15 protein-coding genes and 1 pseudogene are annotated in these 22322 nt (G+C 44.2%); 13 read left to right on the top strand and 3 right to left on the bottom strand.

Annotated features, from left to right (window positions below; translation table 11 throughout):
• The first annotated feature begins 202 nt into the window (after positions 1 to 202).
• From BM294_RS11170 to BM294_RS11145, 6 genes are all read left to right on the top strand, one after another.
• The gene (locus tag BM294_RS11170) at positions 203 to 1639 is read left to right on the top strand and encodes a M20 family metallopeptidase (protein WP_091208192.1); all 1437 of its coding nucleotides are present in this window, start codon (positions 203 to 205) and stop codon (positions 1637 to 1639) included.
• Positions 1640 to 1663: 24 nt separating this feature from the next.
• Positions 1664 to 3619 (top strand): YgiQ family radical SAM protein, encoded by a 1956-nt coding sequence (locus BM294_RS11165; protein WP_091208190.1) that lies wholly within the window; start codon positions 1664 to 1666, stop codon positions 3617 to 3619.
• Between the two features lie 200 nt (positions 3620 to 3819).
• Entirely contained in the window at positions 3820 to 5166 is a 1347-nt protein-coding gene (locus BM294_RS11160; protein WP_175494651.1) for a D-alanyl-D-alanine carboxypeptidase family protein, read from the top strand.
• A 66-nt stretch (positions 5167 to 5232) separates the two neighbouring features.
• Entirely contained in the window at positions 5233 to 6744 is a 1512-nt protein-coding gene (locus BM294_RS11155; protein WP_091208184.1) for an ATP-binding cassette domain-containing protein, read from the top strand.
• On the top strand, positions 6737 to 7675 hold the full coding sequence (locus BM294_RS11150; protein WP_175494650.1) for an ABC transporter permease: 939 nt from the start codon (positions 6737 to 6739) through the stop codon (positions 7673 to 7675). The genes BM294_RS11155 and BM294_RS11150 overlap by 8 nt, the downstream gene beginning before the upstream one ends.
• 160 nt (positions 7676 to 7835) lie before the next feature.
• Entirely contained in the window at positions 7836 to 10400 is a 2565-nt protein-coding gene (locus BM294_RS11145) for a response regulator (RefSeq protein ID WP_091208180.1), read from the top strand.
• Between the two features lie 159 nt (positions 10401 to 10559).
• Here BM294_RS11145 and BM294_RS11140 read toward each other — a convergent pair whose 3' ends face one another.
• Positions 10560 to 11570, bottom strand: coding sequence for a LacI family DNA-binding transcriptional regulator (locus BM294_RS11140; protein WP_091208178.1), 1011 nt, complete (start codon positions 11568 to 11570; stop codon positions 10560 to 10562).
• Between the two features lie 228 nt (positions 11571 to 11798).
• Here BM294_RS11140 and BM294_RS11135 point away from each other — a divergent pair, with 228 nt between their 5' ends.
• Both BM294_RS11135 and BM294_RS11130 read left to right on the top strand, forming a co-directional pair.
• Entirely contained in the window at positions 11799 to 12386 is a 588-nt protein-coding gene (locus BM294_RS11135) for a Maf family protein (protein ID WP_175494649.1), read from the top strand.
• 108 nt (positions 12387 to 12494) lie between these two features.
• The gene (locus tag BM294_RS11130) at positions 12495 to 13883 is read left to right on the top strand and encodes an MATE family efflux transporter (protein WP_242944517.1); all 1389 of its coding nucleotides are present in this window, start codon (positions 12495 to 12497) and stop codon (positions 13881 to 13883) included.
• Between the two features lie 194 nt (positions 13884 to 14077).
• On the opposite strand, the gene BM294_RS11125 is transcribed toward BM294_RS11130, so the two are convergent.
• Together BM294_RS11125 and BM294_RS11120 are read right to left on the bottom strand one after the other, a co-directional pair.
• On the bottom strand, positions 14078 to 15574 hold the full coding sequence (locus BM294_RS11125) for a sensor histidine kinase (protein WP_091208175.1): 1497 nt from the start codon (positions 15572 to 15574) through the stop codon (positions 14078 to 14080).
• A gap of 6 nt (positions 15575 to 15580) precedes the next feature.
• Complete coding sequence (locus tag BM294_RS11120) at positions 15581 to 16252, bottom strand: response regulator transcription factor (RefSeq protein WP_091208170.1); 672 nt, start codon at positions 16250 to 16252, stop codon at positions 15581 to 15583.
• 455 nt (positions 16253 to 16707) lie between these two features.
• Here BM294_RS11120 and BM294_RS11115 point away from each other — a divergent pair, with 455 nt between their 5' ends.
• The 5 genes and pseudogenes from BM294_RS11115 to BM294_RS11095 form a co-directional block, all read left to right on the top strand.
• Positions 16708 to 17808, top strand: coding sequence for an S-layer homology domain-containing protein (locus BM294_RS11115; protein WP_091208168.1), 1101 nt, complete (start codon positions 16708 to 16710; stop codon positions 17806 to 17808).
• A 72-nt stretch (positions 17809 to 17880) separates the two neighbouring features.
• A complete protein-coding gene (locus tag BM294_RS11110) occupies positions 17881 to 19674 on the top strand; it encodes a beta-barrel domain-containing protein (RefSeq protein WP_091208322.1) in 1794 nt (597 codons plus the stop codon).
• A 371-nt stretch (positions 19675 to 20045) separates the two neighbouring features.
• On the top strand, positions 20046 to 20705 hold the full coding sequence (locus BM294_RS16715; protein WP_091208319.1) for an ABC transporter ATP-binding protein: 660 nt from the start codon (positions 20046 to 20048) through the stop codon (positions 20703 to 20705).
• Positions 20689 to 21879, top strand: coding sequence for an ABC transporter permease (locus tag BM294_RS11100; RefSeq protein ID WP_091208165.1), 1191 nt, complete (start codon positions 20689 to 20691; stop codon positions 21877 to 21879). The genes BM294_RS16715 and BM294_RS11100 overlap by 17 nt, the downstream gene beginning before the upstream one ends.
• 196 nt (positions 21880 to 22075) lie before the next feature.
• A pseudogene (locus tag BM294_RS11095) lies at positions 22076 to 22322 on the top strand (transposase); the annotation flags it as partial.

Here is a 22322-nt window from a genome sequence, read left to right as displayed (position 1 = left end):
TAAAACCTTTTCTGACTTGTCTGTTTCGTAAAACACTTGGGAGCATGTCGGAATCAGAGTTGCTCCAGGAGATAGCTTAAAGCGCAGCAGTTTTTAAGGATTTTTACAGTTCAAAGATGGACACAAATGCTCGCATTCCTGTGCAATGTGTTGCATCAACATTTACACCATGGACACCTTTGTGTCCGGAAAGCAGGACAGAATGACAGAATTAAAGCAACAGATAATAGACTATATAGTAAAGAACAGCGATATCTTCACAAACTTATCAGATGAAATCTGGGCAAATCCCGAACTTAGTCTGAAAGAGTACAGATCTGCCGCTCTTTATGAAAAGGTATTGGAAGAGAACGGATTTAGGGTTGAAAAGAATTTTGACGATATTGAGACTGCTTTTACGGGAACTTTCGGTTCCGGACATCCTGTCATCGGAATACTCGGTGAATACGACGCTCTTTCAGGCTTAAGTCAGGAGCGTGGGGCATTAAGTCATAAACCTCTTAAGTCAGGAGCTCCGGGGCATGGCTGCGGTCACAACATGTTAGGCACAGGAGCCCTTGCTGCAGCCTTCGGAATCAAGCATTATCTTGAGACTTCAGGTCATGAGGGAACAGTTATTTTCTTCGGATGTCCGGGCGAAGAGGGGGGTGCCGCAAAGGCATTCATGGCGAGAGACGGCATATGGAAAGACCTTGATGCGGCCCTCACATGGCATCCTGAAGATGTGAACGAAGTGAAAACCGGAACCAATAACTCAACCATTCAGATAATGTATGACTTCCATGGTGTTTCAGCCCATGCCGCAGGAGATCCGGAACACGGAAGATCAGCTCTCGATGCGGTGGAACTCATGAATACCGGTGTCCAGTATCTGAGAGAGCATATGACTTCTGACTGTCGTGTACATTATGCCATAACAGATGCAGGCGGAGTTTCACCAAACGTGGTTCAGGAACATGCAACGGTTTTATATATGGTTCGCGCAGGAAAAGTAAGAAACTGTGTTGAACTTTTAAAACGCGTCGATAAAATAGCTGAGGGCGCTGCTCTTATGACTGAAACAAACTTCACACGTACATTTATCGATGGAACTGCAGATCTGGTACCAAACTTCACTCTCGAAAATGTTCTTTTCGAAAACTTCAAAGAGGTCGGACTTCCCACCTATACTGATGAAGAGATAAGTTTTGCCAAGGCACTGAGCTCCACCTGCCCGGAGAACACTGCACCCGGATTTGCATCAAAATTTGATGATACGATCCGTGAATTCACAGAAGAGCACAGTGAGCACGGAAAGTGCGGAATAAACAACTTCCTGATCCCGCTGTATCACAGTACTGCATTCCAGGCAGGCTCCACAGATGTCGGAGACGTATCATGGGAGACCCCGACTGCACAGATTCATGTAGCAGGTTTTGTAAACGGAGCACCGGGTCACAGCTGGCAGAATGTTTCCTGCGGTGGTTCGTCCATCGGGCATAAGGCACTTCTTCAGGCAGGAAAAGTACTTGCCTGTGCTGCAGTTGATCTTTACGAAAAGCCTGAGATACTTAAGGAAGCGAGAGCTGAATTCGAGAAGAGAACAGCCTGCGGATACGTTTGTCCTATAGAGGACGGCGCAAAACCCATCGCAATATAGTTTTAAGATATGAATTGAGGATATATGAGCTTTTTACCTATTAACAAGGAAGATATGTTGGAGAGAGGCTGGGAGCAGCCGGACTTTGTATATGTTTGCGGCGACGCATACGTCGATCATTCAAGTTTCGGTGCTGCCATCATTTCCAGAATTCTGGAGGCACACGGCTATAAGGTTGCCATGCTTCCACAGCCGGACTGGAACAACAAGGACTCTGTAACAGAGTTCGGTGAACCGCGTCTTGGCTTCCTTGTATCTGCCGGAAACATGGATTCCATGGTAAATCATTATACCGTTGCCAAGAAGCATCGTAAGACAGACGCTTATACTCCCGGCGGAGTCATGGGCAAACGTCCTGACAGAGCAGTGACCGTTTACTGTAACCTCATTAGAAAAACATATAAACATACTCCTGTCATAATAGGCGGTATCGAAGCCAGCCTCAGAAGACTGGCTCACTACGACTACTGGTCGGACAGCATTCGCCGATCAGTACTTCTGGACAGTGGTGCCGACATTATCTCCTACGGAATGGGAGAGCACAGTATCGTTGAGATAGCTGACGCCCTTAACTCAGGACTTCAGGTCAAAGATATTACCTGGATTCCGGGTACGGTCTACAAGACACGTTCCGAGGACGAGATATATGATGCTGTGAGACTTCCTGATTTTGAAGAGATCAAGAACGACAAACGTAAGTATGCAGAAAGCTTTGCAATCCAATACAGAAATACTGATCCCATAAGCGCAAAGCGCATCTACGAATGTTATGATCATGCCATGTTTGTGGTACAGAACCCTCCTGCTCTGCCTCTCACCGAGTTGGAGATGGATGATGTTTATGCACTGCCCTACATGAGAGCATGGCATCCGATCTACGACAAAGACGGCGGTATTCCAGCCTTCGGAGAGATAAAGGAAAGTATCACCCAGGCAAGAGGCTGCTTCGGAGAATGTAATTTCTGCGCACTTACCATGCATCAGGGCCGAATCGTACAGGTCCGCTCTCATGAAAGTGTTCTGGAGGAGGCAAAGGAGATTACTCAGGATCCTGAGTTCAAGGGATATATCTTTGACGTTGGAGGCCCTACTGCGGAGTTCAGAGGCCCTGCCTGCGGAAAACAGCTTACCAAGGGTGCCTGTGTAAATAAAAAATGTCTATGGCCCGAGCCCTGCAAGAATCTGAAAGTTGACCATTCCGACTATGTGCAGATGCTTCGTGAAGTTCGTTCACTTCCCGGAGTCAAGAAAGTATTTGTGCGTTCCGGTTTCCGTTTCGACTATCTCATGGCGGATTCCAATAAGGAATTTTTGAAGGAGATCTGCAAGTATCACGTATCAGGACAGATGCGTGTTGCACCTGAGCATGTTTCCGACAATGTTCTCAAAGAGATGGGTAAGCCCAATGTGTCAGTGTACAACTCTTTTGTAAAGGAATTCGAGAAAATCAATAAAGAACTGGGACTTAATCAGTACATCGTACCTTATCTTATGTCCAGCCATCCCGGCTCAAGACTTAAGGATGCCATCACTCTTGCGGAGTATATCCGTGATATGGGATACATTCCGGAGCAGGTACAAGATTTCTATCCCACACCGGGAACCGTGTCCACCACCATGTACTATACGGGCCTGAACCCGCTCACCATGGAAGAGGTATATGTACCGAAGAACCCTCACGAAAAGGCGATGCAGAGAGCCCTTATCCAGTACAAAAAGCCTGAGAACTATGATCTTGTAAAAGAAGCTCTTCTGAAAGAGCATAGAGAAGATCTCATAGGTTTTGGTCCTGAATGTCTCATTCGCCCTAGAAAGATGCCGGACAATGCTCAAGGAACCCATAAAACAGGGAAAAACATGCAGGATTCAAAATCCCGTAGCAGTTCTCATGATAAGGCACGAAGAGATGCAAGACGTACCTATATTTCCGGCTTAAAGAACAGACATAGATCCGATTCGCGCGCGAAAACCAGGCATTGATATTCCGGTTCAAATGAACGCTATTATCGATGAAGGCATTCGTTTACTTTAAAAGCCCATGCCACTGTTAATCTACAAATTATTGAAAACATTTAGTAAAGTATTGATCGACTCATCATGCTAATATATAGCTAAAAATATGAGGAGAGGACATAAGCTGTGAATATCGCCCTATGGCTTATTCACAGCTTTTAAAAATTATGAAAAGCTACAAAAAGTATATCAAAAAGACAGCCGCAGAAATTCTTATCGCAGTTATGGCATCAGTAAGTGTCTCTACAGTCACACTTGCAGATACAGCGACAAACATAGTGGAGATCTCCGATAACGGACCGGTGGTGGTTTCCGAAACAGGAAATTCTGCTTCATTGGAGAGTTATTCAAGCGGTCCCTCTATTGAATCAACAACTGCGGTAACAGAGACAACTGCAGCTGCTTCAACTGCTTCAGTAAACGTTTCACCAGATGCCGGTGTCACAACCGTAACAGGTACCACTGTTGACATCTCAGCTCCGACAGGCACATCAGCAGATTCAGCCAATGTCTCAGTTCAGCCTACAGGCTCAGGCCAGGCTGTGACAGACACTCAGTCAACAGCTATCACAAGTGCCTCATCAAACGGAGCGTCTTCTGTAACAGTAACAGTCGGAACCGGAACTGCATCAACAACAGGCACCACCGGAACTTCGACTGATTCAACCAATACCACTTCAACAACAGTCAATTATTTTCAGAATACCGGATCTGCAACAAGCTTTCTGAAAACAAGCCTTACAGCATCTCCGGAAGTAAATGCAAACTTCGCGATCCTTGTTGACTCCGATGCCAACCTTGTAGTTGCGGACAAGAATGGTGAAGCAAAGATGTACCCGGCTTCCATGACCAAGGTCATGACCCTGCTTGTAGCGTGCGAACATATCACTGATCTGAATGAGACCGTGGAGATAACACAGGACATAGTAGATTATGTCTATGCTAACGATGCCTCCAACTGCGGTTTCAAGGCAGGTGAAAAAGTTACAGTCCAGGATCTTCTTTACGGCCTCATTCTTCCGTCAGGTGCAGATGCGGCACTTGCACTTGTACGCCATATAGCAGGTTCAGAGGATCAGTTCGTAAATCTCATGAATCAGAAGGCTCAAGAGCTTGGTATTTCCGCCACAACGCACTATACTAATTGTACAGGGCTCTATAATGACAATCACTATACGACTGCCAGGGACATGGCACTTGTTATGAAGTATGCAGCTGCAAACCCTTATGCAAGTGCGGTTCTGTCTACAAGAACATACACCACAAAGCCGAACAATAAGCGTTCAACAGGTATAACATTCTCAAACCTCTTCCTTAAGCGTATCGACACCCAGTCAACAGGCGGGCAGGCAGTGATGGCAAAGACAGGATATGTTTCAAAGGCAGGCAACTGCGCTGTATCATATTTCACAGGAGCAAGCGGAAAGCATTATATCCTTGTAACAGGAAAGACAACCGGGGCCTGGAATGTTGTTTACGCACATGCAGAGCTCTATAAAAAATATGCTTTATAATACCCGGTCCGATAATGCTTAGGACCCGGATATTGATCAGAACAGTACATCACAATGGAGGCAAGGATGTCGGGAATTTTGGGTGATCTGGTCGGACCCGCAAAACTTGTTGTGATAAAGATCGGTAAAGATCCTGAACAGTTTAAGGTTGAAACCGAAATCGAGATCGGAAAACAGAGTTTTTTCAATTTTAAAAATGATGCCAAACTCGCATTGGAATACTCAATCTTATCCAAAACCCAGAGCAGAATAGTTCATGCTCTGGGAGACTGGCATTATAAGAATCTGACCGATGAGAATGTCACAACTATCAATGATGAAGAAATACCTCCTGACCGGGACAGGATACTAAATGATGGTGACGTCATAAGAATTAAAAAGGATGACGACATCCTTATCTTTATATTTATCGTGAAATTCAAGGGGGATATCGCGTGGAAGCGTATCCAGCTTGATAAAGAGCAGTCTGTATATCACATTTACAGTCATCTGAGCGAGGATAATGTTGACAAGGCTTCGATCGGACCTCTGGATACGACGGGCGAGGTGACTCATCATGCCATCATAAGATTCACAGAAGGGCACTGGCAGCTTGAGGACGCAGACACTTCAGGAACGGTTCTCGTCAATCAGAATGCCATCACCGGTACCAAAGTTCTTAATCTTTACGATGTCATAAACATTGGCTCAACGCATTTTGTTTTTGTCGGAGATTATATAGCTTACAATCAGGAGACCTTCACCAACAACAATCTGACCATAAACATACAGGAACGTTCGGTTCGAAACATTTTCAAAAAACATATTCTTTTGAAAGACATCAGTCTGACAGTGGAGCCCGGCAATATGGTTCTGATACTCGGAGGTTCGGGAGCCGGCAAAACAACATTTATTAACGCTGTCACGGGCTACGAAAAGGCCAAAGCCGACATCAAGCAGGGCGACATCGATGTATATGATGATTATGACAAGATGAAATACAAGATTGGCATGGTTCCTCAGCAGGATCTTCTAAGGGGCGAAGATACGGTCGTCATGACTTTGTCCAATGCTGCGGAGATGCGTATGCCGAATTATGCCAGTGTCAACGCCCGGAAGGAAAGAGTCCAGAATACTCTCGAGCTTTTCGGCCTTGATACTGTCAAAGGAGAACTTGTGGAAAAGCTTTCCGGCGGACAACGCAAGCGTTTGTCCATAGCTATAGAGTTTGTGGCCGATCCAAGCCTGTTCATACTTGACGAGCCGGATTCCGGTCTCGACGGCGTCATGGCAAGAGATCTCATGAAGCAGCTGAGACATATAGCGGATCAGAATAAGATAGTCATGGTCATAACTCATACCCCGGATCGTGTGGTTGATCTGTTTGACAAGGTCATAGTTCTGGCCAAAAACAGTCAGCAGACAGGACAGCTTGCATTCTACGGAACTGTGGCGGAAGCAAGGGAATTCTTTGGAAAGAACACCATGGAAGAGATAATTCTCGCCATAAACAGTGAAGGAGAGGGCGGCGAAGGTCAGGCAGACCTTTACATCGAGAAATTCGCAAAGTACAGAAGTGAGGCAAATGCTAATGGCTGATGATATTATGACCAGACATCACACCGGAAGACTCAGACAAATTCATATATATCTCGGAAAGCTCTTCAGAATTTTCATCAATGAGCGTGGCTGGAAGGGATTGCCTCTGTCTGCGGCCATTGCACTTCTTGTAGCATTTGTTATGGGAAAAAATCTCTTCACAAACATGGAGAGACTTCAGTCCGGAGCATTTGCCATAGTCTGCGTATGTATATGGAACGGTTTCTTCAATTCCATTCAGGTGGTCTGCAGAGAACGTGCCATCATAAAAAGAGAGCACAGAGCCGGCCTTCATATCACGGCATATATAGGTGCCCACATGATTTACCAGGCCATAATGTGTCTTACGCAGGTAGTCATTTCCATTGCGATCTACAAGTGGTACGGGATAGCATTCCCGAAAGAAAGCATAGTGACGGGAAATTTCACTCTGGATTTCGGTATCACTCTGTGGATCATAACCTACAGTGCGGATATGATGGCTCTCATGATTTCCTGCATTGTAAAAACCACCACAGCAGCTATGACCGTCATGCCTTTCATGCTCATCATACAGCTTGTATTTGCGGGAGTCATATTCTCCTTCAGTTCAGGACCTGCACAATACATTGAGATGATCACCTTAAGCCATTGGGGAACCATAGCTATTTGTTCTGTCGCGGATTATAATCAGCTGACATCCCATGCTCTGTTTTCTGCCATATATCAGTTCAGAAGTGTCCCCGAGATACAATCCATCGTGGATTATATTCAAAGAACCGATATACGTTACAAGATGGATGTCCTGTCCGCACGTTCCATGCAAAAGGATCTTTATGCGGGAACCATATCAAATATTCTTAAATGCTGGGGCATTCTCTTACTTATAGGGGCTGTAGCTATAATCATCGGCACTCTTTGTCTTGAGATGATAGACAGGGATAAGCGCTAAAAACAGATATTATTACATAATCAGAAGTATTTCTTAAATTTAAGGAGTCCTTCTGATTTTTTATTCCTTAATTTAATTTTTCGTTGCGCGATTTCCACCTTTATGATATAAGTGCAAAGACTATTTATAGCGCATCAATTTTTTGACGAACAATGTTTATATGGAGAAATTTAGAGAAAAACTCAGAAATCTGAATCATTATGGATATGATCCGGCATCCTATGAAATAAGCCGAAACAAGGTGATCATGCAGGCTTATCAAAAGTGTTTGAACTTCACCAAGGTCTTTCAATATGTCATGGCTGCCTTTACTGTACTCAGTCTTATGGGCTTTGCAAGATTTGAAATGCTGCCTGAATATCTGGGCTTTTTTCTGTTGCTTACATTTCTCAGGATCTATTACCACATTAATAAAGAAATAACTCCAGGACTTGCCGTGTTCATCTGTCGTGGCTCCATCTTTCTTCTTCTGGTTTTCGGCATCATAGAGTCGGCCTCGGATACACAGGTGGTCGCAACCGCTATACTTGCACTCTATATCGTAACGGCTGTTGTGTTCACTGATTCCATGTTGGCATACATCATCATTTGCTTTATCACTGACGCAATGCTCATTGCAAGCTCTTTTATGGTGAAGTCCGGCTCACTGGCGAGAGGTGATGTGGTAAACGGTACAACATTTGCGATTGTAGCCATCAGTATCCACTATTTTACCCAAAGAGAGCGCATAGCTTTTTTCGTCACCTCATATCAGCTCAGTAAGCTTCGTGAGGAACAGCTTCAGAATGAAATATCTGTTGCCCAGGAATCAAATAAGGCAAAGAGTATATTTCTGTCGAAAATGTCCCACGAGATACGTACGCCTATCAATGCCATTCTTGGTATGAACGAAATGATACTGAGAGAATACGATGATCCTCAGTTAAATGAGTATGCCACAAATATTCAGAGTTCCGGTCAGACACTTCTTTCTCTCATTAACGATATACTTGATTTCTCAAAGATCGAAGCAAGTAAACTGGAGATAATACCTGTAAACTATGAGTTAAGTGCACTGATAAATGACATTGTAAACATGGTCAGTGTCAGGGCTCAGCAAAAGGCTTTGACTCTGAATATCAATGTGTCACCGGACATCCCCAATTATCTATACGGAGATGATATACGAATACGTCAATGTGTTCTTAACATCCTGACAAATGCCGTAAAGTACACAGAGCAGGGTTCAGTAACGCTTAATATTACCAGCAAGCAGTATACAGCAGATGAGATCTTTCTCCGTTTTTGCGTGGTCGATACCGGAATAGGCATCAAATCCGAGGATATAGAAAAGCTGTTTTCTCCATTTGAGCGTATTGAAGAGGACCGGAACAGAAGTATAGAAGGTACCGGCCTTGGTATGAACATCACAAAGCATCTGCTGGCTCTCATGGGAACACACCTTGAAGTCAGCAGTGTTTACGGTGAAGGAAGTGATTTTTCATTTGAAATACGTCAGGGCATCATTGACACAACTCCAATAGGAGATTTTAAGGTAACTCATAAGGCTCATCTCAGGAACAAAAACATCCATGAACCGGGCTTCATATCTCCTGAAGGTAAAGTACTTGTGATAGACGATAATGCCATGAACCTGAAAGTCATCACCGGTCTCCTTAAGGAAACACGGCTTATGGTAGATACGGCTCAGAGCGGATTCGAAGGTCTCGAAAAGGTTTGTACCAACAAGTATGACTGCATTTTTGTAGATCATCTGATGCCAAAGATGGATGGAATAGAAACTTTAAAACAGATGAAGTCAAGTACTATAAACAAGAATCCGGATGTTCCATACATCGCATTGACAGCCAACGCTATAAGCGGTGCAAGAGAAGAGTACCTTGCAGCCGGTTTTGATGACTATCTTTCAAAGCCTGTCGATCCGGTGCTTCTTGAGGCTCAGCTTATGAAGTATCTTCCTGCCGCTAAAATGATACTTCCGGGAAGCAAAAACTTTGATGAAACCATAAAGGCGCCTAAAGCCATAAGACGTATCGGCTATGAATCCGGAGCCTTGGAAACAGAACATGACTCCATATCAGAGTTACTTGAATCCGTTACCGGCATCGACCTTGCCACCGCACTCTCCAATACCGGAACCAAAGAACTGCTTTTTGAGATAGTGAAAGACTACCGTGCACATATCACAAAGACTGCAGATAAGATAGAATCAGAATATCAAGATAAAGACTGGGAAAACTTCACCATAGATGTCCATGCTTTAAAAAGCACATCAAGGATCATCGGAGCTATCGAACTATCGGAGATGTGTCAGAAGCTTGAAACAGCCGGAAAGGCTTCGGATATATCGACTATTGAAACATTAACGGATTCCATGCTTGATTTGTACAGATCCTATCTTCAGAATCTGAGTCCGCTGGATACTCTTTCTGCGAAAACAGGCGATATCGGAACTGAAGGTACTGCAGGATACGCGGATGAGGCAGATATTTCAGCTTCAAAGAAAAAAGAAGCAATACCTGTATCTGTCCTGAATGATATCCTCACAGATGTCAAAACCCACCTTGAGGACTTTGACTACACAGCAGTAGAAGAGACATTGGCAAGACTGGATGAATATAAGCTTTCAGATACACTGAAGGGAAAAATCTCAGAGATCAGGGAAGCCCTTGACAATCTGGATGCAGAAATCGCAACAGAAATCATTGATTCGATGTCAACCTGATGACACTCACTGATCAGCGCCAACACGTGCATTAGTGTACATAGAGCAGGAATCCTTACAGATTACTTTGATCAGGAGTCAAAACATCAGTGCTGACGAACATTAAACCTCATCTAACCGAAAAGCGTTCGAAGGAGTTAAATCTCCCTCGAACGCTTTTTACATGGTTGACTCTGTCCAGTTCACTGAACATTTCAATGTCTGGTGTATCTTTTCTTTATTGGTTTCTTCGATCTGATCAATGAGCATCTCTGCGGCTTTCTGCCCCTCTTCATAAGCCGGTTGTACGATAGTTGTTATCTTCGGATATGAGAACACCGCCCATTCAACATTATCAAAACCTATGATGCCAAGCTGATCCGGAACCTTATCCTTGAATTGCTGAAGTGCCTTGTGTATCTCCGGTAATGCCCAACAGTTTGGAACGTATACAAGAGTAGGATGCCCTGGCTTCATATTGTCCTCCACAAATCTCACCACTTCAGCATTGTCGATTTCACCCTCCTTAATCAAGAGACTCCTGTATGAAAACCCATTCTCGGTTACACAGTCGATGAAACCGGATGAACGCTCTATGCGGGTACTAAGTCTTGAAGGATCCGCACCGATCATAAGGAAATTGGAATATCCTTTGTGAATCAGAGAATCTATGGCACGGTAGGTCGCCTGATAGTTATCTGTCTTAACCCATGAGGCATCCTCCTCATAAATCTTACTGTCGAAATACACAAACGGCTTGTTTTCCGCCTTGATCATCCCTGAAGTCTCACGAAATCCCGGCGTCGGCTGAATGATAAAACCGTCAGCGCCAAGTGTAAGCATCCTGCTGACATAGCTTGACTCCATCTCAGGGTCGTATGCAGAATTGCCTATCAATGTCTGATATCCGCGTTTCCTTGCCGTATCCTCTATACCTTTTACGATCCTGTTTGAAAATGTATTGGTTATGTCACCTATGATAACACCTATAAGATGTGTCTTTTTCTGATTCAGTGTGCGGGCAGCTATATTCGGACGATAATTGGTTTCTCTGATTATGTCCTGTATCTTGTCTCTGGTTTCAGGTGACATCTTCTCGGTTTTTCCATTTAAAAAAAATGAAACCGTGGTCTTTGACACCCCTGCCATCTCTGCTATATCCTTTATAGTTATCTTTCCCTCACGTCCCATATATGTTCTCCGATGTTATACGGTATATCAATCACTTAAGTATCCGATAGATATTTAACCGGTTCACCTGCGATTATTCCGTCATTTTTTCAATTGTGATAATTTTAATTATCTTGCCTCTTGTTGTCAACAATACCGTCAATATGGCATATAGAATTAAGAGACATATTTTTGTATAATTGTTTCAATCTTTTTGTAAATGCTTACATTTTTTGAAAGGAATCATTGATGAATATAGATCGTTTTATCCTGGCGTCCGGTTCTCCCAGAAGAAAGGAACTTCTTGAGCAGATCGGCATCAACCCGGAAATCATACCAAGCAGCATAGAGGAAAAGGTCACATCCACTGTTCCCGAGGAGGTAGTCATTTCTCTCTCAGAGCAGAAAGCTTCTGATATAGCCTCTAAAACGGAGATACCTTTTTCCGGATCCACTCTTGTTCTTGGTGCTGACACAGTAGTTGCCATCGACGGAAAGATCCTGGGAAAGCCTCATTCCCATGATGAAGCTGCAGATATGATACGTGAACTTCAGGGAAAAGATCATCAGGTATATACAGGCGTAACACTGATCCTAAAGAAAAAAGGAGCAGAAGATCACCGTGAAAGCTTTTCGATAAAAACCACTGTACAGGTTTTCCCAATGACTGAAGATGAGATTCTATCGTACTCAGGCTCAGAGGAACCTATGGACAAAGCCGGAGCGTATGGTATTCAGGGATCCTTCGCAAGATTCATTAGGGGAATAGACGGCGATTACAACAATGTTGTCGGACTTCCCATAGCAGAAGTGTACCAAAGAATCAGAAACCTCTGAGTAAACATCAGTTTTCAGTCATTGTTTCTCTTAAGCTGCATACCGGTTTTTCAATGAAAAACGGTTACAAATCCTCGTAATGCTTCAACAGATTAAAGGAGATTTCAGTTGTACCACTATTTATTCAGATTGAATCGTCTATATGACAAAGCCAGGATCAAATGGGACGATCTCGAATTCACCGATATTGATCTAAAAAAGCTTCTTATACCTCTTATGATCGAGAATCTCCTTACATCCTTTATGGGTATGGCAGATTCCATGATGGTCACAAGAGTCGGCAGTGAAGCCATTTCCGCGGTGTCTCTCACGGATTCCCTGAACACACTGGTCATCCAGATGTTTTCAGCCATCGCCACCGGCGGCACGATCATCTGCTCACAATACCTCGGTTCAAAAAACAACCAAAAAGCCAACAGTGCCGCACAGCAGATCATTCTGTCAGTACTTGTCATCTCATTGACAGTTTCGTTTTTTTCCGAAATGTTTAATGCCGGCATCCTCCGCCTCATCTTCGGACAGGTGGACGAGGCTGTCATGACTAATTCAGAGACTTACTTCAGACTTACGGCGGCATCATTTCCGTTTATAGGGCTTTATCAGGTGGGAGCCGCCTTCTACAGAGCAGGTGGAAACAGTAAATTCCCCATGAAAATTTCGGTGATTTCGAATCTTTTCAACATCATCGGAAACTTCACTTTCATCTTTATATTCAGATGGGGAGTTTTCGGTGCCGCACTGTCTACATTGATGTCACGAATCTTTTCGGCAGTTGTTATCATGATTTCACTGCGACGTCCATCACAACCGATAGTGATCAGACATTATCTGATTAAGCCTGACATAGAGATGATTAAGAGAGTTCTTTTCATAGGCATCCCGTCCGGTATCGAGAACAGCATGTTCCAGTTCGGAAAGCTTGCCATTCAGTCATCTGTATCAACTCTCGGCACAACCGCCATAGCAGCTCAGGCCATGACCATCATCTTTGAAAATGTCAACGGAATAGCAGCTATCGCTGTAGGCATGGGACTCATGACCGTTACCGGACAGACTCTGGGCGCCGGCAAAACAGAAGAGGCCAAGTACTACATAGTTAAGCACATGAGGATAGGTGATTATGTCATCATCGCTTCCTGCCTTATGACATTTGCACTTTGCAAACCTGTCATGTGGCTCGCGGGTATGGAGCAGGAGAGTGCCGCCATGTGCTTCAATATGATGATCTACATTACCGTAGTAAAATGTCTCATCTGGGTACCGAGCTTCATCATCCCATATGGTCTCAGATCCGCAGGAGACGTCAGCTACACCATGATGGTTTCATCTTTGTCAATGTGGCTTACAAGAGTAGCCCTCACAACCGTTCTTATCAGATTCATGGGTTTCGGACCGATCGCCGTATGGTACGGTATGTCCCTTGACTGGCTGGTGAGAGGCCTGTTCTACATCCACAGATTCATGGGAACAAAATGGCTTAGACACCAGCTGATCTGAAGAAATTTCCGGGGAAACGCTGATTAAAGCTTTTCCCTTGCCGGATTTTCAATGCAAAGCATAAGCTTCCTCTGAAAATCCGTGCCCCGACGCCAGAGGATCGAAAGTCTGTATAACAAAAAGCCGGATTTCCCGGGGTATTGACAGATACCACCGGGGTCCGGCTTTTTATGTAACTTTATAGTTCGGGAGGATTATGCCATTGGCAATTCAATCCTGAATGTATTGAGGCCGTCTTTTGATTCCGCCCAGATTCTTCCTTTATGATTGTTCACTATGTTTTGTGCTATGGATAATCCCAGCCCATAGGAATGATTCATGGCTCTTGCCTCGTCTATACGATAAAATCTCTTGAAAATGTTTTTGAGATTTTCCTCTGAGATCTGAGCCCCCGGATTTGAAACACTTATAATGCACTTATGTGAACCGCTCTTTTCAAGGCTTACATTGACAGTTCCGTTACTGTCTGAATACTTTTGAGCATTATCCAACAGAATCTCCACGGCCTGCTTGATATGCTGTTCAGACCCTTTTATACTGATTCCTTTCTGAATATTCTCTGTGAGCATCAGCCCCTTTTCGAAGAAGATCACTTCAAATGTCAAAATCTCATTGGCGAGAAGCTGTGACAGATCGATGATTTTATGCGGAACATTCTGAACTGCACCGTTATCCACTCTTGCAAGCTGGAGCAGACTCTCCACAAGGCCTCTCATCTGCAGCGACATGGTGAAGATATTGTCTGCAAACTGTCGCTTTTTAGCTTCATCAAAATCCTTTGATCTCAGCATCTCAGCATCAGTAAGTATGACTGTAAGCGGGGTTTTCAGTTCATGAGAAGCATCCGAAACAAACTGTTTCTGCTGTTTCCATGCATCCTCTACAGGCTTTACAGCCCATCTTGCAAAGTATATTGAAATGGCAAGCAGAACGAAAAAGCTTAGAAATCCGCTGAAAATGCAGTTTCTTGCGAGATTATGCATAGTAGCTATCTCTGATGACATATCAGCAAATACTATGAGCCTGTTACTTTTACCATCCCATTTATCCTTTCCGGGATCTTCAGGTCTCTTATCATCTTTTACATCACTATCCTGGTTTCCGTCAGGATCCTTAGCGGGAGCTTCCTCAGAACCTGGATTCTTTACTTCAACCCTTTCCTTTTTATCACCATCAGGAGCAGGCGGAGTTTCTTTGTCTATACCGGTTCCTGATGATTCCGACACCTCACCCGGAACTGATTCCGGTTTGGGGCCATCATTCCTGTTCATATCACCTTCTCTAAAAGGAGTTGAATTTACCTTCATGTATCTTAGCGAATAATCCTTTAGATCACCGACTTTTTCATCACTTGAAAGTACCTCTGAAACCAGTGAATTGATGGAGGCTTCATCTGTCAGGTCGTAAAAGTTCCCGTCTGTATCCACAATGTTTCCGTCAGAATCAACTTCAACCCTGAAAAACGGAAGCTGTACATCCTGGGAACTGTTTCTGTCTCTCTTTTCCGGTCGTATATTACGATTCATGCCTATAGGCATATCTGCAACTCCCTGCATCATCTTCAAACTGTTGGAATATATACGACGTTTGGTGAGACTAAGCATCAGACCGAAAATGATCAAAAGCATAATGGTGACTATAGTCATGGTTACCGCAATAAAACGGATCTTAAGTAACTTTATCTTATCCATTTACTGTCACTCCTCAAGCTCCAGATGGTATCCAAGACGTCTGGCAGCCACAATGTTCACATCAGAGCCGATGGATTTAAGCTTCTTCCTCAGAAATCCTACATATACTTCAACGTGATTCTCCACCGCATCGGAATCATATCCCCAAACCTTGCTGAGAATAGTTTCCTTGGAGAGATTCTTTTCCTTTGATTGCATGAGCATTCGCATGACTTCAAATTCCTTGGCACTTAATCTCAGTTCGGTTCCGTTGCAGGTGAGTGTACCGGTTCCAAGGTCAAGGGCTGTATTTCCGAATGTGAGTTCATCCACTTCAGTCCCCTGACGTCTGAGAAGCGCTGAAACACAGGCCAGAAGTTCTCTGCTGTCAAAAGGCTTGGTGAGATAGTAGTCAGCACCTGAATTAAGACCCTCAACTCTGTCCATAAGCTCTGATTTGGCTGTAAGCATCAGTATGGGAGTACTCACGTGTGTCTGACGCAACTTCTTTGCCACCTGATATCCGTTCATCTTCGGCATCATGACATCAAGTATTATAAGATCGTAAACTCCTGTCTCAGCGAAATCCACTCCGGACTCCCCGTCATATACCGCATCTGCTTCATAACCTTTATCCTCAAGAAGTTCCTTAATGGAATCCGCCAAAAGCTTTTCATCTTCAACAACTAAAACTTTCATCAATATATCCTTTCGATTTTTCATACTACAATATGATGTAAGGGGCAAAAGTACCAAATCATGTGCTTGCACCATAAGTGAGTGACAAATACTTTCGACTCTCACTTAATTATATCTCAAAACTATATCTCCCCAAGCTGAAAACAATCTGAAAATTCAAATATCTTCTTTAAAGATAGTATACTGATACAAGTTCCTTTAGGCACCCCTGCCTAATCCAAAACGAAAACATCACCGGTGTCAGATTCCGGATGGTTTCGGATATTACTCCTTCTCTCGCAGAGAAGCGGCAAATATGTTTTCAAATTGTGTTTTTTCTGTGAAACTTGCCATCGCAGCTCTTTCCTGAAAGAATTTTCAGTTTCGTTTCAGCTTTCATTCCTAAAATCACTTTCAGCTTCGTTTTTTGAGGCTTTGCGCCCCGCAATCATCCTATTTATATGAAAGGAGCATAGATGAACAAAAGATTTATATACGGCTCACTTGCAGCAGTTACAGGCATAGTGAGTATCGTTTCATATACACCGTTAACAGCATTTGCATCGACAACACTTACCCAGAGAAAAAATGCCCTTATAAGTGCAAAAATCATAGAGAATTTCGATGTCACTTTAAATGAACAGCCGGTATCAAGGGCTCAATTTGCAAAAATGCTGGTCATGGCTTCAACTTATCACACCATGGTGGCTGCCGAATCCAATGTTTCGGTATTTTCAGATGTACTTTCGACCTCGGAGTACGCTTCCTATATACGAATCGCTGCAGAGCAGGGATGGCTCAGCGCATATCTGGGAGGTCTTTTCAAGCCCGACCAGGGCATCAAGATGGCTGAAGCTGAAAAAGCATGTCTTACATTGCTCGGATATTCAAACTCAGACTTTTCAGGAAATCTGGTTTCCAACAGAAATGCCAAGTCCACAGCCATAGGTCTCGTTGAAAACATCAGCAAAGGTGTGAATGAGTTTCTTACCTATGAGGATTGTGTGAATCTTTTCTACAACCTTATGAAGACCAATACCTACGCCAATGAGTCCAGCACCAAATCGGACAACACAATATACGGAAAGATATTCGGTTTCAATCTTTCCGATAATGACGAACTTAATCTTCTCAGTACTCTGGAATCAAACCTCAAGGGACCATATCTTCTCAAAGTGGACAAGAGTCTTTCAAGCATTATCCCATTCAGCGAAAGCTCGGCAAGCTGTACCCTCAATGGTGAAACATCCTCTGTTGACGAGATTGAAGATGCTGCTTCCAGCGGAGATCCGGTTGTTGTTTACTACAATTCTTCAACAAAGTCTGTTTACGCATATTCATCCAGCGGATCCGATATGGGTACCACTACAGGAACCATCGACAGTATCTACTACAGCTCAACAAACCTCATGACTCCTACTTCTGTAGTCATCGGCGGCGAGGAATTCGATATCGGTAATGATGATGTGGCGTACGCCTTCTCCGTATACGGCAGTAAGGAAGTTGATGATACGGTGACAGTTGTATGGTCACTCAGTTCCGATGGAACGAAAGAAATCACAGCGGTAGCGAAGTGATTTATTATCGGGTCATATCCTAAAGAGGCATAAACATTGGCCTCATATTCACGTACAGTTTTGGGAGCATATATGAAATTCAAATTACCAGTTAAAAAGCTTATCATCGGAACGGTGGTTCTCGCGATGGTGGCAGGCGGAGGGTATTACTATCTCTCCAAAAAAACAGTCAAGGCTGCCGGAAGTACCGACGTAAAAACAGATACTGTATCAAGACAGACCATTCAGTCATCACTGTCAAGTTCCGGAACAATCTCGCCGAAGGACAGCTACAAGATCACTTCCATGGTAGACGGAACCATCATCTCCGCAGACTTTCAGGAAGGAGATGTGGTGGAAGAGGGGCAGGTACTTTATCAGATAGATGCCTCATCCATGGACTCAAAATTAAGTTCCGCCAACAGTTCTCTTGAGCGTTCCGAGAACAGCTACTCAAGAGCCGCAAACAACTATGACAAGGCAGTATCCGACTTCAGCGGCAATACCGTTAAGTCCAAGTACACAGGACACATCAAAACTCTGAATATCACAATCGGAGATCAGGTAAGTTCCAATACGGAGATTGCCGAAATCTACGATGATTCCACTATGAAGCTTGATGTACCGTTCCTTTCTGTTGAAGCAGCCATGATCCCGGTGGGCAGTACGGCTTCAGTTATCATCGAGGATACTTTGGAAGAGATTTACGGAACCGTAACTTCAGTTGATTCCATGGAGACAACTCTTTCAGGCGGACAGCTTGTAAGATACGTAACCATCGAGGTATCAAATCCCGGCGGTCTCACAACCGATATGGCAGCAACAGCCAGCATTAACGGAATGAATTCATCCGGAGACGGTACCTTTGAAGCAGCAAGAGACTTCTCGTTGAAGGCAGATAATCTGACATCTTCCGTAACCGTTACACAGCTTCTGGTTAATGAAGGTGATTATGTCACTGCCGGACAGGCTCTCTTTGTTGCTGACGCAGACGACATCAACGACATCATTTATTCCTATAAGGACAAGCTGGACAGTGCAAAGTCATCAGTTGAAAGCGCACAGTCAAGCCTTGATTCCACTACTGATACATACGAGAACTACACCATCACTGCACCGATTTCTGGTACAGTTGTGACCAAATCGGTAAATGTAGGTGAAAATGTTCAGAACGGTTCTTCCGCAACTTCACTTGCAGTCATTTACGACCTTACTGAAGTAACCTTTGAGATGAACATTGATGAGCTTGATATATCCAATGTCAAAGTAGGTCAGGAAGTTGAGGTAACGGCGGATGCATTTGAAGATGAGACCTTCAAGGGAACTGTCACAAAGATCTCTATGGAAGGAACCTCATCAAACGGCGTTACCTACTATCCTGTAACTGTAACCATGACCGAGTTCGGAGGCCTCCTTCCGGGTATGAATGTAGAAGGCGTCATCATCCTTGATGAAGCTGAAAATGCTCTTGCGATACCGGTTGATGCTCTCCAGCGAGGCAACAAGGTATATGTAAAGAATAAGGATGGAGAAACCTACGATTCCGAAAACTCTGACGAACAGAAGTCCTCTCCGGATGGATCAGATGTCAAGATGCCGGGATCAGGCAGCAATGTACCTGACGGTTTCCATTCCGTAACCGTAGAAACAGGACTCACCTCAGACAGCTACGTTGAAATAGTTTCCGGTGATCTCGAAGAAGGCGATGAGGTTTACGTATCCCAGTCAACTGTATCCGATGATATGAGTATGATGATGGGCGGCTTCGGCGATCAGGGCGGACCGGGTGGTTCCGGTGGTCCGGGCGGCGGATCAGGCGGTCCCAGCGGTGGCCCCGGTGGTGGATCAGGCGGAAGCCGCAGCGGTGGCGGCGGAGGCCCATTCTAAGGAAGAAAAAAATGTCATTAAAAGATTTTAAAAAGATAAACAAAACTGATATTGCTAACGGAACTGACGCTCTTGAAATAGAAGACCTTTCCGTTACCCGGGATATATGTACAGACATCTCTAAAAAGGATATATCTGATAAGACAGCTTCCGATAATGCTTCCATCAAACCCGTACAGGTTCAAAACGAAGCAGAAGAGGATGATGAACCTGACGAATATGCCGAGAATCATGACGAAATTGCAAAGCTGAAGGCCGCCCAGGAGGCAGCCTCAGCCTCGGGGCCAAACGGTCAGGTGGTCTACATTCCCAAAGAACATATCGGTGAGCTCCCGCTTCTTGAACTGCACGATATATATAAGATATACAAGATGGGGTCGGAAGAGGTTCATGCCAACGACGGCATCTCCATAAACATTTATAAAGGAGAGTTTGTAGCCATAGTTGGTAAGTCTGGTTCCGGAAAATCCACCCTTATGAATATCATCGGTGCCCTGGATGTACCAACCAGCGGAAGATACCTGATCAGCGGGCAGGACACATCGTCCATGAAGGATGATGAGCTTGCCGCTATCAGAAACAAAAAGATAGGCTTCATATTCCAGCAGTACAACCTGCTTCCCAAAGACAATCTTCTGGATAATGTCTGCCTGCCGCTTCTCTATGCCGGAGTTCCAAAGCATGAGCAGAAGGAGCGTGCAATGCGTCAGCTTGAACGTGTCGGTCTTTCTGATAAATGGATGCAGAAACCGGCACAGCTTTCCGGTGGTCAGCAGCAGAGAGTTTCCATCGCAAGAGCCCTTGCAGGGGATCCCGAGCTTATCATTGCGGACGAGCCGACAGGAGCTCTTGATTCAAAAACCTCAAGACAGGTGCTTGGCTTCCTGAAAGACATTAACCAGGATGGTAATACCGTCGTCATGATCACCCACGATAACTCCATTGCACTTGAAGCTAAAAGAATCGTGCGAATCTCTGACGGCAAAGTGGTTTATGACGGAACAGCGGAGGATTATGCTAAACTCATTTAATCTTGCTCTAAAGAGCATTTGGTCAAATAAAATGCGTTCGTTCCTGACGATGCTTGGTATCATCATCGGTGTGGCAGCCGTTATCATCCTTGTCGGAATAGTAAACGGTGAGATGTCCTACATGACATCAAGCTTTGCATCAATGGGAACGAACCGTATCACAGTAAATGTCATCAACCTGAACTCCCGTTCCGTTTCCGTGGATGAAATGTACGATTTCTACGAAGACAACGAGAAGTATTTTTCTCATCTGTCACCGACGGTTTCCGTCAGTGCGACAGTCAAGGTTGGCAATGAAAATTCCTCAAATACTTCTGTAACAGGTGTATCCGAGGATTATCTCGATATCATGAGCTACGATCTTGAAAAAGGTCGTTTCATCCAGTATGCGGATATCGCAGCAAGACAGAAGGTGGCAGTCATCGGACTGTATGTGGCGGAGACTTACTACGAGTCTGCGGAAAAAGCCATCGGAGAGCGAATCAGTGTAAACGGTACAAAATACCAGATAGTCGGTGTTGTTGAGAGACAGACCTCATCCAGTGATGAGATGAGCGAAGGCGGAAGCGATGATTTCGTTTACATTCCATATACAGCAGCTGTGAAGCTTTCAAGAAACGGAACCATCAACAACTACACCTTTACTCTCCGGGATGAATATGTGGAGGAGGCCTCAACCGTCACAACGGTCATAGAAGACTTTCTCTATACCATCTTCAAGAATGATGACCTTTACACTGTCACAGCCATGAGTGAACTTCTCGACTCCATGAATGAGATGATCGCGCAAATGTCTCTCATGCTTGGAGGTATCGCAGGAATCTCCCTTCTGGTTGCCGGAGTCGGAGTCATGAACATCATGCTGGTTTCGGTAACCGAACGAACCAGGGAAATCGGTATCAGAAAGGCTCTCGGTGCAAAGCGTTCAACTATTTTGACGCAGTTCGTCATTGAAGCCGCAGTAACCAGTTCCATGGGTGGTATCATCGGTATATTTATCGGATTTATCGGAACCACTGTAGCCGGAAAGATGATGGACATAGATGCTCAGCCATCCATCGGCTGGGTCATCGCATCCTTCACCATCTCAATGGCCATCGGTCTCGTGTTCGGTTACATGCCAGCAAGAAGCGCGGCAACACTGAACCCGATTGATGCACTGAGATCAGACTAAAAAAGATAACACCTTATTTACAAAAGACTGTATTCTGTAATGGAATGCAGTCTTTTTAAAATCTATAGGGGTGCGAACAGATCACGTCATGATATAATGAGTCGCCCGACAAATGGGGCGCTAGAACCTTAAAAACCTAATACATTACCTTTTCTAAATAGTATAATAGAGATAGGATCTGTTGGAGGTATAGTTTATGTCATTTGCAACAAATTCATCTCAGCAAATCAGCTTGTTTGATTCTACTTCTAATTTAACCCAAAGAGAAGTAAAAATGCTTGAAAAATCATGGGCTAAATTTTTTTCTGAAAATATTTTTCCAGCTATAGATGAAGAGCCTTTCCGAGTATTGTACAGTGATCAGCCTTCACGCCGTAACACTCCGATTAACGTAATTATAGGTGCTCTTATTATAAAGGAGATGTTTCAGCTAACAGATGAAG

The organism is Oribacterium sp. WCC10, assembly GCF_900113415.1.
GTDB lineage: Bacteria > Bacillota > Clostridia > Lachnospirales > Lachnospiraceae > Oribacterium.
This window is presented reverse-complemented; position numbering and strand designations above follow the sequence as displayed.